The sequence below is a fragment of the Pantoea sp. Tr-811 genome (assembly GCF_011752535.1).
Lineage (GTDB): Bacteria > Pseudomonadota > Gammaproteobacteria > Pseudomonadales > Pseudomonadaceae > Aquipseudomonas.
The window spans coordinates 74,610-91,289 of the sequence record NZ_VWXJ01000024.1 but is presented as its reverse complement, the minus strand read 5'-3'; the positions used below and the strand labels follow the sequence as shown (position 1 = coordinate 91,289).

The window sequence follows — 16,680 nt, the reverse complement described above, 5'->3', positions numbered from 1 at the left end:
GCAGTGCCGGCGAGCTGTACCTGGGTGGCGTGGGCCTGGCCCGTGGTTACCACCAGCGCCCGGCGCTGACCGCCGAGCGCTTCGTGCCGGACCCGTTCAGCGACAACGGTGGGCGCCTGTACCGCACCGGCGACCTGGCGCGTTACCGCGCTGATGGCGTGATCGACTACGCCGGGCGTATCGACCACCAGGTGAAGATCCGCGGCCTGCGTATCGAGCTGGGCGAGATCGAAGCGCGCCTGCTGGAACTGCCCAGCGTGCAGGAAGCGGTGGTATTGGCCCAGGACGGGCCAAGCGGCAAGCAACTGGTGGGTTACGTGGTGCCCGCCGACAGCACGCAGGAGCAGAGCGCGCTGCGCGACAGCCTGCGCGAAGCGCTGAAGGCCGGGCTGCCGGACTACATGGTGCCAACGCACTTGCTGCTGCTTGAGCAGCTGCCGGTAACCCCGAACGGCAAGCTGGACCGCAAGGCCCTGCCGCAGCCGGATGCCAGCGCGCTGCAGGGTGAGTATGTGGCGCCGCAGAGCGAGCTTGAGCAGCAGATTGCGGCGATCTGGGCGGATGTGCTGAAGCTTGAGCAGGTGGGTTTGACCGATAACTTCTTCGAGCTGGGTGGGGACTCGATCATTTCCTTGCAGGTGGTTAGTCGTGCGCGTCAGGCGGATATCCAGTTCACGCCCAAGGATCTGTTCGAGCATCAAACCGTTCAAGCGTTGGCGCTAGTGGCTCGTCGAGAACATAGCCAACTGATCGATCAGGCCGCTGTAACAGGTTCCGCTCCGTTGACTCCGATCCAGCATTGGTTCTTCGAGCGTCAAATTCCTGAGCGGCATCACTGGAACCAGTCGGTATTGCTCAACCCTGTCGAAGCACTGGACACCGTGCATCTGGACGCGGCTTTGCGTGCTTTACTTGAGCATCATGACGCCCTGCGCCTGCGTTTCATGCAAGTGGACGGTAGGGTCGACGCCGAATATGCCGCTGTTGAGGCGGAGCAACTGCTCTGGTCTATGCGGGTGACTGACATCGAGGCGTTCGAGCAGTTGGCCAATGATGCCCAGCGCAGCCTTGCACTTGAGCGAGGGCCGCTTCTGAGGGCCGTGCTAGCCGAACTCCCGGATGGCAACCAGCGATTGCTGCTGGTCGTTCATCACTTGGTGGTCGACGGCGTCTCCTGGCGTGTACTGCTCGACGATCTGCAGCTGGCCTATCGTGCGTTCGCAGCAGGCCAACCGTTGAACCTGCCAAACAAAACGCATGCGTTCAAAGCTTGGGCAGAACAGCTGCAGGTTTACGCACAAAGTGCCGGGGTGCGGGCAGAACAGGCCTACTGGCAAGAACAATTGCAGGGCGCCGTCGATACACTGCCTCGGGATATTCCCGGGGGTAGCAATCAGCAGTGTCACGCGGCCTCCTTCACCACCCGGCTGGACCGTGAAACCACGCGCCAGCTGCTACAGGATGCGCCGGCTGCCTACCGCACGCAGATCAACGACTTGCTACTGACCGCATTGGCTCAAGTGTTGAGCCGTTGGACCGAACGTGAAGCAGTGCTGGTGCGTTTGGAAGGGCACGGCCGAGAAGACCTCTTCGATGGCATGGACGTAAGTCGCACCGTGGGCTGGTTCACTAGCATGTATCCGGTCAAGCTAACGCCTCAGGCCGAACTCGCGGATTCTATCAAGACCATCAAGGAGCAACTGCGCGCGGTCCCTGGCAAGGGGCTGGGTTATGGCTTGCTCCGTTACCTGAGTGGTGTAGAAACCGGTGCCGAGTTGGCGGCGCTACCGCAGGGTGAGGTGGTGTTCAACTACCTGGGCCAGTTCGATGGCAGTTTTGACGACTCTGCCGGCCTATTTGTGCCCGCGTCGGAAAATGACGGCGCCAAGCAGGATCCTGCGTCGACCCTGGCCAGCCTGCTGTCTGTGAGTGGGCAGGTCTATGGTGGCGAGTTGCGCCTGGAGTGGAACTACAGCCAGGCTATTTTCCACGCAGAAACCGTCGAGTGGTTGGCAACCTCATACCAGCAAGCGCTGGTCGACGTCATCGCTCATTGCTGCCAAGAACAACATCGCGGCATCACGCCTTCGGACTTCCCTCTGGCCGGCCTCAGCCAGCAACAGTTGGACAGCCTGCCGACGCCTGCCGTTCAGGTTGCAGATATCTACCCATTGTCGCCCATGCAACAAGGCATGCTGTTCCATACCCTCTATGAGCAACAGGCCGGTAGCTACATCAACCAATTGCAGGTCGATGTCGACGGGCTGGACGTGAAACGCTTCGGGCAAGCCTGGCAAGCAGCGCTGGAGGCTCACCCTACGCTGCGCAGCGGATTCTTCTGGCAAGGTACACTGGAGCAAGCTGTGCAGGTGGTACACAAGCAGGTGGAACTGCCAATCACCGAGTATGACTGGCGTGGCCAGCCTGCCTTGCAGCAGGCCCTGCAAGCCCTGGCCGAGGGTGAGCGCCAGCAAGGGTTCGCCCTGGATCAGGCTCCGCTGTTACGACTGGTGCTGGTGCGCACCGATGACGAGCGTCATCGGTTGATCTATACCAGTCACCACATACTGATGGACGGCTGGAGCAGTTCTCGCCTGTTGGGCGAGGTACTACAGCGTTATGCCGGGCAACCGTTACCCTCTCAGGCGGGAAGCTACCGCGACTACATTGCCTGGTTGCAGCGACAAGACCGGGCGGCCGCCGAAACGTTCTGGAAAGGTCAGCTGCTGGACCTGCAGGTGCCGACGCATCTGGCCAAAGCCATTCGCGAGCCGCAGCTCCCAACAGGCATCGGCCAGTGTGATTTGCAACAGTGTTTTGATACCCAGCTGACAGCCCGGATCGAAGCCTTTGCCCGAACCAACCGTGTCACGGTTAACACCTTGGTGCAATCGGCGTGGTTGCTGGTACTGCAGCGCTACACTGGGCAATCGGCTGTATGTTTTGGCGCAACCGTTGCCGGGCGTCCGACGGATCTGCCGGGTGTGGAGGAGCAGGTCGGGCTGTTCATCAATACCTTGCCGGTGGTCGCCGCCCCACGAGCTGAGCAGACTGTGGCGACGTGGGTCGCTCAGGTGCAGGCGTGCAACCTGGCCTTGCGCGAGTTCGAGCATACGCCGCTGTACGACGTGCAACGTTGGGCTGGGCTGGGCGGTGAGTCCCTATTTGACAGCCTTGTGGTGTTCGAAAGCTACCCGGTATCCGAGGCTTTGAAGCAAGGCGCACCCGGTGGACTGCATTTTGGTGAGGTGTCCGTTCAGGAGCAAACCAATTATCCCCTGACCTTGCTGGTCAGCTTGGGTGAAGGCTTGTCGATTCAGTACCGGCATGATCGGGCACGCTGGAGTGAGGCTGCGATTGAGCAGGTCGCTTGTCATCTGCACAACGTGCTGGAGGCGTTGATTCGGGATCCGGGGCAAGCCATCGGTGAGTTGCCGCTGCTGGATGCAGATGAGTATCAGCACACGCTGCGAGCGTGGAACCCCAGGCAGACCCGATTTGCTCATACCCAAGCGCTGCACGAATTGATCGAGCATCAAGTAAGTGCTGCACCGGATGCACAGGCATTGGTCTTCGCCGATAGGACCCTCAGTTATGGCGAGCTCAACAGCCGCGCTAACCGCTTGGCGCGCAAACTGCGCGAGCTCGGCGTGGGGCCTGATGTACTGGTAGGCGTCGCGTTGGACCGCAGCCTGGAGATGGTGGTGGCGTTGTTGGGTATCCTCAAGGCTGGTGGCGCTTATGTGCCGCTGGACCCAGGCTATCCGCAGGAGCGTCTTGCCTACATGTTCGAGGACAGTGGCATTGCTCTGCTGCTGACCGAGGCGCATGTAGCGCAGACACTACCGGTGCCAGTGCACGTTCAGTGCTTGGATGTCGTGGCTGACACCTTTGCCGAATACAGCGCTGCCAACCTCGGAATCTCGGTGGCCGCGGAGAACCTGGCGTATGTGATTTACACATCTGGCTCGACTGGCAAGCCAAAGGGCACCTTACTGCCACACAGCAATGTGGTGCGTTTGTTTGCCGCCACCCAGGACTGGTTCGGCTTCGATGCCACCGATGTGTGGACGGTGTTCCATTCCTATGCTTTCGACTTCTCGGTCTGGGAACTGTTTGGTGCGTTGGTGTACGGCGGTAAGGCTGTGATCGTATCCAAGGATGTGGCGCGCTCTTTCGATGAATTCCACGCCCTGTTGGTACGTGAGCAGGTCACCGTGCTCAACCAGACTCCATCGGCCTTCAAGCAATTGATGCCAATCGCCTGTGAGCGTGCTGTTGCAGGGCAACCGTTGATGCTCAGACACGTGGTGTTCGGTGGTGAAGCGCTTGAGGTTGCCAGCTTGAAACCTTGGTTTGACACGTTTGGCGACAGCCAGCCACGTCTGGTGAACATGTACGGCATCACCGAAACCACTGTGCACGTTACCTACCGCCCGATCACCCTCGACGATCTGCGCCAAGGTGCGATCAGTCCGATTGGCGAGGTGATTCCCGACTTGTCCTGGTATGTACTCGATTCAGCCCTGAACCCTGTAGTGCGGGGGGGGCATGGCGAGCTGTTGATCGGTGAGGCGGGTGTCGCGAGGGGTTATTTCGGCCGTGCCGGCTTGACTGCAGAGCGCTTCATCCCAGACCCGTTCGGTGCTTGTGGTAGCCGCTTGTATCGTTCAGGCGACCTGGCGTGCTACCGCAGCGATGGCGTTATCGAATACATGGGCCGCATCGACCATCAGGTGAAAATTCGTGGCTTCCGCATCGAGCTTGGGGAAATCGAAGCGTGCTTGTTGGCGCAGCAGACAGTACGCCAAGCCGCCATCCTGGCTCAGGACGGGCCGAGTGGGCAGCAGTTGGTGGCCTATGTGGTTCCCGCTGATGCCGCCGTACTCGATAGCCCAGAAAGCCAGTCGCAGTTGCGCGAAGTCTTGCGTAGTGCGCTCAAGGCGGATCTGCCGGATTACATGGTGCCTGCGCACCTGATGCTGCTTGAGGCCCTGCCGCTGACCGCTAACGGCAAGCTTGATCGCAAAGCCTTGCCAGTAGCCGATGCGCGTTCGCTGCAGGGTGAGTACGTGGCGCCTCGTACTGAACTCGAACAGCGCGTGGCAGCCGTCTGGGCCGATGTGCTCAAGCTCGACAGGGTTGGCCTTGGCGACAACTTCTTCGAGCTGGGGGGGCACTCGTTGCTGGCAACCCAAGTCATGGCGCGTCTGCAGATCGAGCTGGGCGTGAATCTGCCCCTGGCATTGCTGTTCCAGGCTGAAACCCTGCAGGCGTACGTCGACCTGATCAGTGAATTGAATATCAACAGTGAGCAAGACCTGGATGAGCTCCAGGACTTCATGAGTGAGCTTGAGGCCATTTGAGATGGACATGGAAAAAAGAAATTCGGATTTGGTCCAGCGCTTCGTTCGCCTGCCTCTTGCACAACGTCAGCTCTTTCTGGAAAAGCTCGGTGACAAAGGTATCAGCCTGGCACAACTGCCGATTCCAGTGGTAAGGCACGATGTCGAGTACCGGGAGTTGTCTTATGCTCAACAGCGACAGTGGTTCCTTTGGCAATGGGAGCCACTAGGTGCGGCCTACAATATTCCCACCGCATTGAAGTTCAAGGGGCAACTGGACACTGCTGCGCTGCAGCGCAGCTTCGAGACATTGATCGCCCGTCACGAAACGCTGCGCACCACCTTCCACCTGGAAGGCGCGCAAGCCGTGCAGGTGTTGCAAGACGCGCCCGCGTTTGAATTGCAGCTGGACGTGCAGGCAAAGGCCGACGAGCAAGCGGTCCGTAAATGGGTCGAGGCCCAAGCGCGACAGCCCTTCGATTTGGCGCGCGGGCCGCTGCTGCGAGTAGGGTTGCTGCGACTCGCGAAGGATGAGCACGTGCTGGCCGTCACAATGCACCACATCGTGTCGGATGGCTGGTCGATGCCGGTGATGGTGGATGAGCTGGTTCGCCTCTACGACGGTTTCAGCCAGGGCAAGGACGTTACCCTGCCGGACTTGCCGATCCAGTATGCCGACTATGCCATCTGGCAGCGCCGATGGATGGAGGCCGGCGAGCAGAACCGTCAATTGGCGTTCTGGAAAGAGCAGCTGGGGGATGAGCAGCCGGTACTTGAGCTGCACACTGATCGCCCCCGGCCCGCCGTCGCCAGCGGCGCCGGTGCCAGCATCGGAATCAGCCTGCCAGATGAGTTGGTAGAGTCGCTCAAGCAGTGTGCTCAGCAGCAAGGCACGACGCTGTTCATGTTGCTGTTGGCGAGCTTCCAGGTATTGTTGCACCGTTATACCGGGCAAGCGGACATACGCGTCGGTGTGCCGGTTGCCAACCGCAACCGTGTGGAAACCGAACGCTTGATCGGTTTTTTCGTCAACACTCAAGTCATCAGGGCCGAGTTCGGCCCTGCCAGTCGCTTTGATGAGCTGTTGGCACAGGTGAAGCAACGTGTTCTGGGGGCTCAGGCACATCAGGATTTGCCATTCGAACAACTGGTCGAGGCCTTGCAGCCGGAGCGCAGCCTTACTCATAGCCCGCTGTTCCAGGTCATGTATAACCACCAGACTCAAGTCAAAGGTGAGCGCCATAGTTTGCCCGGGCTTGAAGTAGAGAGCGTCGCCTGGAGCAACGAAACAGCGCAGTTCGATCTCAAATTGGATACGGTCGAGCATGAACGTGGCGTAGAAGCGGCGATGACCTACGCAACTGAGTTGTTCGAGGCGTCGACCATCGAGCGCATGGCGCAGCACTGGTACAATCTGCTGCACGCTATCGTTCGCCAGCCAAGCCAACAGGTGTCGGACTTGCCGCTGCTGAGTTTGCAAGAACAGCAGGCTATGGTGCGGGGTTGGAACGACACCCATGCCGCCTATCCGGATGCCCGCAGCATTCATTCGCTGATCGAAGCCCAGGTGTCTGCCACCCCCGATGCCCCGGCACTGGCCTTCGGCGAGCACACCCTGAGCTACGCCGAACTCAACCGCCGTGCCAACCAACTGGCGCACAAGCTGGGCGAACTGGGCGTGGGCCCGGATGCCCTGGTCGGCATCGCCATGGAACGCAGCCTGGAGATGGTCATTGGCCTGCTGGGCATCGTCAAGGCCGGTGGCGCCTACGTGCCGCTGGACCCTGAGTACCCGCAGGACCGCCTGAGCTACATGTTCGAGGACAGCGGGGTTGCCCTGCTGCTGACCCAGTCGCACTTGCGCGAAACCCTGCCGATCCCGGCTGGCCTGCGCAGCCTGGACCTGGATACCGAGGACCTGAGCGGCTACAGCGATGCCAACCCGACGATCGACGTGGCGCCGCTGAACCTGGCCTATGTGATCTACACCTCCGGCTCCACCGGTCGCCCGAAAGGCGCCGGCAACAGCCACCAGGCCTTGGTCAACCGCCTGTGGTGGATGCAGAAGGCCTACGGCCTGGACGCCAGCGACAGCGTGCTGCAGAAAACCCCGTTCAGCTTCGACGTGTCGGTGTGGGAGTTCTTCTGGCCGCTGATGACCGGCGCGCGCCTGGTGGTGGCCCAGCCGGGCGCGCACCGCGACCCGCAGCTGCTGGTAGACGCCATCAACCACAACGGCATCAGCACGCTGCACTTCGTGCCGTCGATGCTGCAGGCGTTCATGACCCACGAAGCGGTGGAAAGCTGTGTCAGCCTCAAGCGCGTGGTGTGCAGCGGTGAAGCGCTGCCGGCCGAGTTGGCCCGCCAGACCCTGCAACGCCTGCCGCAAGCGGGCCTGTACAACCTGTACGGCCCGACCGAGGCGGCAATCGACGTCACCCACTGGACCTGCCAGCCAGACGAAAGCATCAGCGTGCCGATCGGCCAGCCGATCGACAACCTGAAAACCCACATCCTCGAAGGCAGCCTGCAACCGGCGGTGCGCGGCAGTGCCGGCGAGCTGTACCTGGGTGGCGTGGGCCTGGCCCGTGGTTACCACCAGCGCCCGGCGCTCACCGCCGAGCGCTTCGTGCCGGACCCGTTCAGCGACAACGGTGGGCGCCTGTACCGCACCGGCGACCTGGCGCGTTACCGCGCCGACGGCGTGATCGACTACGCCGGGCGTATCGACCACCAGGTGAAGATCCGCGGCCTGCGTATCGAGCTGGGCGAAATCGAAGCACGCCTGCTGGAACTGCCCAGCGTGCAGGAAGCGGTGGTACTGGCCCAGGACGGGCCAAGCGGCAAGCAACTGGTGGGCTACGTGGTGCCCGCCGACAGCACGCAGGAGCAGGGCGCGCTGCGCGACAGCCTGCGCGAAGCGCTGAAGGCTGGCCTGCCGGACTACATGGTGCCAACGCACCTGCTGCTGCTTGAGCAACTGCCAGTAACCCCGAACGGCAAGCTGGACCGCAAGGCCCTGCCGCAGCCGGATGCCAGCGCGCTGCAGGGTGAGTATGTGGCGCCACAGAGCGAGCTTGAGCAGCAGATTGCGGCGATCTGGGCGGATGTACTGAAGCTTGAGCAGGTGGGCTTGACCGATAACTTCTTCGAGCTGGGTGGGGACTCGATCATTTCCTTGCAGGTGGTCAGTCGTGCGCGTCAGCAGGCGATTCACTTTACCCCGAAAGACCTGCTTCAGTCCCAGACAGTCCAAACCTTGGCAACGCTGGCACAACGCTCACGGGCTGGGCAACAGGACCAAGGATTGGTTGCCGGGGTATCACCGTTGATCCCTGTTCAAGCTGCGTTCTTCCAACGTGATATCCCGCAGCGTCATCACTGGAACCAGAGCGTGCTGCTAAACCCTTCAGAAGCGCTAGATGCGCAGAGCCTGAAGGCGGCGATTGCGGCGGTGGTCATGCATCATGATGTATTGCGTGCGTCGTTCGAGCAGCACGAAGGAAGCTGGCAGGCTACATTCGGCGAGCCCGATGCAGAGAACCTTTTATGGGTTCGAGATCACCTGCATATGCAAGACTTGGAGCATACCGCCGCTGAAGCTCAGCAAAGTTTGAGCCTGAGTGGAGGTCCGCTTCTGCGTGCAGTGCTCGCTGCAATGCCCGATGGCTCGCAAAGATTACTGCTGGTGATTCACCACCTCGTGGTGGATGGCGTATCGTGGCGGGTGCTGCTGGAGGATCTGCAACAGGCCTATCAGGCACTGCGAGACGCAAAACCTGTGCAGTTGCCCGCCAAGACCAGTTCCTTCAAAGCCTGGGCCACCCACTTGCAAGCGTACGCGCAAAGCCCGCAGCTCTTGGCCGAGCTTGGTTACTGGCAGCAGCAACTTCAAAACGCCAGTGATGCCCTGCCGTGCGACCATCCCGGCGGGAGCAATCAGCAGTGCCATGCAACATCGGTTATCACCCGTCTTGATCGTGATATCACCCGGCAGCTTCTGCAGGACGCTCCAGCAGCCTATCGCACGCAGATCAACGACTTGCTTCTGACTGCGTTGGCACGTGTCATCGCGCGCTGGACCGGCCGGGACGAGGTGCTGGTGAAGCTAGAGGGGCATGGCCGGGAAGACCTGTTCGCCGATGTGGACCTGAGCCGCACGGTGGGGTGGTTCACTAGTATGTACCCAGTCAAGCTTAGCCCTCAGTCGGGCCTGGCAGCGTCGGTCAAGACGATCAAAGAGCAGTTGCGAGCGATCCCGAACAAAGGATTGGGTTATGGCCTGCTGCGCCATCTGGCAAGGGACGATGCCCGCGCTCTACTGGCGGCACTGCCGCAAGGCGAGATCGTGTTCAATTATCTGGGCCAGTTCGACGGCAGTTTCGATGAACAGTCGCGCTTGTTCGTTCCTGCCAAAGAGTATGGCGGTGCGACACAGGACAGCCAGGCGCCCCTGGGGAGCTTGCTGGCACTCAATGGCCAAGTTTACGGTGGCGAGTTGAAATTGGCCTGGAGTTTCAGCCGCGAAATATTTGACGAAGCAAGTATTCAGCAGTTGGCAGATGACTATGCGCAAGAATTGCAGGTGTTGATCGAGCACTGCTGCGATGCTCAACATCGAGGTGCAACGCCTTCGGACTTCCCGTTGGCAGCGCTTACGCAGTTGCAGCTGGAAACACTGCCAGTGGCAGTCGAAGCCATTACGGATATCTACCCGCTTTCGCCGATGCAGCAGGGCATGTTGTTCTACACCTTGCAAGAACCGGAATCGGCACTCTATATCAATCAGACAAGCGTGGAAGTCTGTGGCCTGGAAATCGACCGATTCCTCAAAGCATGGGAACAGGTCATTGCCCGGCACGACATTCTGCGAACGAGCTTCTGGACCTCAGCAGAGTTGCGTGATCCGTTGCAACTGGTGCACCGACGCGCCGAGCTTGCGGTCGTAGTCCACGATTGGCGCGATCTGACCGTCACCGCGCAGATGTTGGATGAGTTGGCTGCCGATGACGCGCAGATCGGTTTCGACCTGACGGCAGCACCGTTGATGCGACTCATGTTGGTTCGACTCGATGAAGACCGGTTGCACCTGATCTGGACACGCCATCATATTTTGATGGATGGCTGGAGTAATGCTCGGCTGCTTGGTGAGGTACTGGAGATCTACCATGGCCAGGTCTCGAACCCAGCTCGCAGCCGCTACGCCGACTACATCCGCTGGCTTGTACAGCAGCCCCAGTCTGAATTGGAGCGGTTCTGGACTGACAATCTCCGTAAGCTGGAAATACCCACCCTGCTGACCGGTAGCATCGCCGCAGAGGTCGACAGCAGTCTGCAGGGTCATGATGCGCTTTATCTGCGTTGGGACGAAACAAAAACCCAGTGGCTGCGCGAGCAATCCCAGAAGTTGCGAGTAACGCCCAACACGTTGATTCAGGCAGCCTGGCTGTTGGTGTTGCAACGTTACACCGGGCAGTCATGCGTGTGCTTCGGGGCAACCGTAGCTGGGCGCCCGGCTGGCTTGCCAGGCGTCGATGAAATGCTTGGGTTGTTCATCAATACCTTGCCCGTTGTGCATGCGCCACAACCTGAGCAGACCGTCGCCGCTTACCTGCACGCGCTGCAAGGCTTCAACCTGGATCTGCGTGATCATGAACATGCAGCGCTGGCCGATGTCCAACGCTGGGCAGGGCGCCCAGGGCAACCTTTGTTCGATAGCATTGTGGTATTTGAAAACTACCCCGTGGATGAGCGTTTGGAGGAGGGCAGCGGGGCTGACCTGCGCTTTGGTGAAGTACGCAACCGAGACGTAACCAATTACGCCATGGATTTGGCCGTTCACCTGGGGGGAACCCTGTCGATCGAGTTCCTTTACTTGCGTAACCGATTCACCGAGTCTGCCACCTCCCTTTTGCGTGGCAGTTTTGAACGCTTGCTCGAGGCGATGCTTGGCGATCCTGATGCAACGGTTGGCAGCCTTGATATGTTGACCTTGGCACAGCAGCGACTTGACGAACAGCGCAACGTCTTGCCTGTCTCCGCTAGATCGTTGCCTCGACTGGCTCAGCGCATCGCGGAGCATGCGCTCCTGTGTCCTGATGCAGAGGCTGTCGTGTGTGGGGGGCACAAGCTGAGTTATGCGCAACTCGATGAGCAGGCCAATCGTCTGGCTAACCAATTGATCGCCCTTGGAGCTGCTCCTGAGCGCACGATCGGTATCGCTCTGGAACGTTCAGTGGATGTGATCGTGGCATTCTTGGCGGTGATGAAAACGGGCGCTGCTTACGTGCCGCTGGACATCGACTACCCACAAGAACGGCTGCAATGGATCGTCGAAGACTCGGGCATGCACTTGCTGTTGACCAGCAGTGGTATTCGAAATCGCTTTAGTAAAACGCAATCATGCGTGGAGATCGATCGTTTGCCCGTGAGCGAACAGTCGACCCAGGCTCCGACACCCCTCGTTGATGGCGATAACCTTGCCTATCTGATCTACACCTCAGGTTCGACCGGCAAACCCAAAGGCGTCGCGGTTAGCCAGGATCAGATCCGTATGCATTGCGAGGCGATTGCCGAGCTCTACGAGATGGACACGGCCACGCGAGAGTTGCTGTTCATGTCGTTTGCCTTCGACGGCGCTCAGGAACGCTGGCTGTCGACATTGTCGTCTGGTGGCAGCCTGGTCATCCGGGATAACCGCTTGTGGGCTGCCGAAGAAACCTTCCGCGTGTTGCATGAAGAACGCATCGATATAGCCTGTTTCCCACCGGCCTACTTGCAGCAGCTGGCCGAATTCGCAGCGAGTCAGCAACAGCCGGCACCACCGGTACGCATCTATTGCTTTGGTGGTGATGCAGTACCGGATGCGCTGTTTGAACTGGTCAAGCGTACTTTGCGACCACGCTTGCTGACCAATGGCTACGGCCCGACCGAAACCGTTGTGACACCGTTACTGTGGAAAGTGTCGGCTGCGCAATCCTGCCGGGCGGTTTATGCCCCGATCGGTGATCGGGTCGGCAAGCGCACTTTGCATGTCCTTGACCAGAACCTGAACCCTGTGCCTGATGGAGTTTCGGGAGAGTTGTACATCGGTGGTGAAGGTGTCGCCCGCGGCTACCATCAGCGTGCGGAGCTCACCGCTGAACGTTTCGTGGCAGACCCCTTCGGCCAGGGATCTCGTTTGTACCGGACGGGTGATCGGGTACGACGCAGGGCTGATGGCGTCATCGACTTTATTGGCCGCCTGGATAATCAGTTGAAAATCCGCGGCTTCCGTATCGAACCGGGCGAGATCGAAGCGAGGTTGCGTAACCTGCCTGATGTCAGGGACGCTGTGGTGGTGGCGCGTGAAGGGACGACAGGCAAACAACTGGCCGGCTACGTGGTGACGGGCTCAGCCAGCACTACGACAACACAATTGCGGGACGCTTTGCGTGCAGAGTTGCCGGACTATATGGTGCCGACGCAGATGATGATCCTGCCCGCGTTACCACTCACACCGAATGGCAAGATCGATCGTAACGCGTTGCCCGCGCCGGGCGGTACAATTGCTCAGCGCCGGGTAGCACCGCGTAATGAGGCAGAGCAAGTATTGGCGCAGATTTGGGCCGAGGTGCTTGAAGTGGAAGCTGTCGGTATCGACGATAACTTCTTCGAGTTGGGCGGTGATTCGCTGCGTGTACTCAAGATGCTTTCCAAGGTACGCGCGCACTCGGGCTTGGCCATTGATCTGAAGTTGCGCGACGTCATGGGTAAACCCACCATCGGCGAGCTGTCGGGCTACAGCGTGAACGATGAGTGTCTCAACCCCTTGTTGTTGCTCAACGCTCGCGTTGAGGATGAAGCTCCGTTGTTCTGCCTGCATGCAGGGTTTGGCACGGTGTTCGATTACGATCCACTGGCCCGCCGGTTGGATGGCCACTGTAGTGTCTATGGTTTGCAGTGCCGCATGCTGCTGAACCATCAGTGGCAGGACGATTCGCTGCAGTCCATGGCCATCGACTACGCCCAGTATATTCGTCAGCAACAACCCGAAGGTCCCTACCGTTTGGCTGGGTGGTCGCTGGGGGGGGCATTGGCAGTGCTGGTGGCTCAAGAACTGGAGGGCCAGGGGCAGCAGGTTTCGTTCCTGGGGCTGGTGGATAGCTTCATTCCATCGGCTGCCGAGCCGCAAGTCGAGGACGATTGGAACCGTGATCTGGAAGCGTTCCTCAGCGTGGTTCTGGGCGTTGAAAAATCAATGATTTCAGTGCCTCGTGTCAACCAGGGCACCCAGGACCAAGTGCTCGAAGGGATCATTGATGAGGCCCTGGCTCGGGTTGGAAACGGCTCGGGGCTCGGCGGCCTCGACAGTGGTGAGCTTGCCCATACCTTCCAGGTAGCCATGCAATTGAAGGCGCTTTCATTGCAACTCAATGGCTTGCCCGTCACTCGGGCTTCGGCAGTGTGTTGGTGGGCGGGGCGGGACGTTGCGTTCCCTCTGATCGAAGGCTGCCTTGAACACCTGAGGGTCGATGCCGACCACTACAGCATCCTCGGGCACAGAGCAGTTGTTGAGGGCTTGGTGACCAGATTGCTGACCCGGATGCTTACCGACTGAGGCAGATCAGCCGCCCCTCTGGGGCGGCTACGCTAGAAACTGCGCGCCGTCGACCTAGGTTGACGGCGTTTTTTTTTCCGAAATGTCAGGTCTGCTGGATCAGGCAGGCAAGAAAAATGCGGCGTTACTCCAATGAAGTAACGCCGCATCAAGGGGGAGTGCTGCTTGGTCAAGCCAGGCAGGTGAGGCTTAGAAGTCGTAACGCAGGTTTACAGTGGCATTACGCGGCGCACCGTAGTGGCCGTAGTTGCCAGCGAAGCCGGCGTAGTATTTCTCGTCGAAGAGATTGTTGACGTTCAACGTAGTACTCAGGTGATCGGTGACCTGATAGCGCGCCATCAGGCTGGCAACGTAGTAGTCGTCCTGTTTGGCCCAGGTTTGCCAGCGGCTAAAGTACAGCGCTGTACTGGAGTTCCAGTTCACACCACCGCCCACGGTCAGCTTGTCCCATTCGCCCGGCAGGCGATAAGTGGTCCAAAGGCGCAATGTATCGGTGGGAAGCTGGGCCAGCAATTTATTGCCGTCTGCATCCTCACTGCGCGACCAGCTGTAGCCTGCTTGCACGTTCCAGCCGGTTGCGACTTCACCTGTCAGTTCCAGGTCTACACCTTTGGTTTTGGCACCGTTGATTGCTCGGTATGCACTTTCGCCTTGACTGTCGGGAATGGTCTGCCCGGTGGCTTCGGCGAGGTTGTCGCGTTGGATGACATAGGCTGCAACAGCGGCATTGAGGCGGCTATCGAAGAACTCGCCTTTCCAGCCAACTTCATAGTTCTTGCCGAGCACGGGGTCCAAGGGTTTGCCATCGATGTCGCGTGCCGATTGAGGTTTGAAAATATCGGTATAGCTTGCGTAGATGGACTGCTCTGGGGTCAGGTCGTAAACGATGCCGGCGTACGGCGTGACGACGCCGGTTTTCCCGATGTGATAGTCGGTGGGTGTACGTACGACCGTGAGGACTTTGGAGTAATAGTTGTAGCTATAGTCAGTGCCGCGTGCACCCAAAATGAGGTGGAGCTGGTCTGTGAAGTTCAGGCGGGTCGCTGCGAAGTAGCCCGTTTGGCGTGAGTTGATATCGAAGTCCAGAAGCGGGGTGTAGCTGTCTGGCTTGGCCAGTTCGTTATCCCAGGAATTGAAATCGATGACCGTCGAGCCGCCAACGCCCAGGTAAGAAAAGTGGTCATTGTCATACTCTTGATAATTGGCACCCACAATCAGGTCATGAGACCGCCCAAATGCTTCGAAAGGGCCTTTGAGGGTAATATCCAAACCTTGCTGAACCTGCGTAGCTGAAGACTTGCCGACGTCAGCGGTGCCTTGGTTAGTCGAAGGATTCAACGTCGACGAGCCGGTACCCGTCAGGTAGTTTGCTACGCCCACGTTGCGATCCACGTCCATGTAGTTCGCCGCGAGTGTAAACTGCCAGTCATTGGCCAATTGTTGCTCGACGTTCAAGGTGTAGTTATAGGTGTCGTATTCGTCGAATGCCCAGCGCGCACCGGAACTCGTCGAGCGCGAGAAGTTGGTTTGCTGACCATTGTTGTAGATCAAGGGAACCCCAGGCGAGCCGGTGGCCTTGTACTTTTGGTAATCAACGCCGAAACGGACCAGCGTGGAGTCGGTCACGTCGGCCTCTACGACGCCGTACACGATGTCCTTGCGTTGCGAGTACCAGTCCATGAAGGAGTTGTTGTCCTGCTTGGCTGCCACGAATCGGCCACGTACTTTGCCGTTATCAGTCAATGGACCCGAAACGTCTGCTTCAAGGCGATTGAAGTCCCAAGAGCCCACGGCGCCTTGTACGTACGACTGAAAATGAGCGGTTGGACGTTTATGTATGACGTTAACGACACCGCTTGGATCACCAGCACCGGTCATCAGGCCAGTTGCACCGCGTACAATTTCGACACGGTCATACAGCGCCATGTCCAGCAAAGTGCCTGGCATGGTGCGCGTCTGGTTTTCCTGGGTAGTGGTGACACCGTCGATCTGGTAAGTGTTGATCTGGCTGCCACGTGAATAAATGTTGAAGCGCTCGCCACCGTCCTGCGACATCGTGATACCCGGTGTCTGGGTCAGCACTTCGCTCATGCTGTGAAGTTGCTGGTCATCCATGCGCTGGCGAGTCATGACACTGATCGTTTGCGGGGTCTCCCGAATCGACAGGTTCATCTTGGTTGCCGTGCTGGTCAACCCCGTGGTGTAGGACCCTGTGCCTTCGGTAGTTGCGCCAAGCCCCGTGCTATTGACGTTGGTCGCCGAAAGCTCGACCTGGCCTTCCTTTGCTGCGGCGCTGCCGGTCACGGTGACCGTGTTGCCGTCGATTTGGTAGCGCAGCCCGGTACCGGCCAGGAGGATGCCTAGCGAGGAGGCCAGGTCATGGCGGCCTTTGAGCGACGCAGAACGCGTTCCACCGACATCTTCCGGGCTATACAACACCTGTGTATCCGTCTGCTTGGCCAGCGCCTGCAGCGCCGAATTCACCGACTGGGCCGGAATATCCAGGTTCCACTCCTGCGCCTGTACCTGGGCAACCATTGCACCAGACAGCGCCAGCCCCAGGCCGACGCGGGACAACGCGCCCTGAGGGCGGAATGAATGACGAATCAGTAAAGCTTTGGCAAGCGGATTGAGCGCGCCGGGCAAGGACTTGGACATCTGTTGCGGTCTCGTTGGCAGAGGGTTTTATTAATGTCAGCTATAGGACGCAGCACCTGTGAAAAACCGGAACGATTC

Annotated in this window: 3 protein-coding genes; 2 read left to right on the top strand and 1 reads right to left on the bottom strand. The window is 59.4% G+C overall.

Features of this window, described 5'->3' with window-relative positions:
* Positions 1-29: 29 nt before the first annotated feature.
* Both F3J44_RS26505 and F3J44_RS26500 read left to right on the top strand, forming a co-directional pair.
* Positions 30-5,366 (top strand): amino acid adenylation domain-containing protein, encoded by a 5,337-nt coding sequence (locus tag F3J44_RS26505; RefSeq protein ID WP_370526792.1) that lies wholly within the window; start codon positions 30-32, stop codon positions 5,364-5,366.
* Position 5,367: 1 nt separating this feature from the next.
* The gene (locus F3J44_RS26500; RefSeq protein ID WP_167277423.1) at positions 5,368-13,944 is read left to right on the top strand and encodes a non-ribosomal peptide synthetase; all 8,577 of its coding nucleotides are present in this window, start codon (positions 5,368-5,370) and stop codon (positions 13,942-13,944) included.
* A 189-nt stretch (positions 13,945-14,133) separates the two neighbouring features.
* On the opposite strand, the gene F3J44_RS26495 is transcribed toward F3J44_RS26500, so the two are convergent.
* Positions 14,134-16,602, bottom strand: a complete 2,469-nt coding sequence (locus F3J44_RS26495; RefSeq protein WP_167277421.1) for a TonB-dependent siderophore receptor — start codon at positions 16,600-16,602, stop codon at positions 14,134-14,136.
* Between the last annotated feature and the right edge of the window lie 78 nt (positions 16,603-16,680).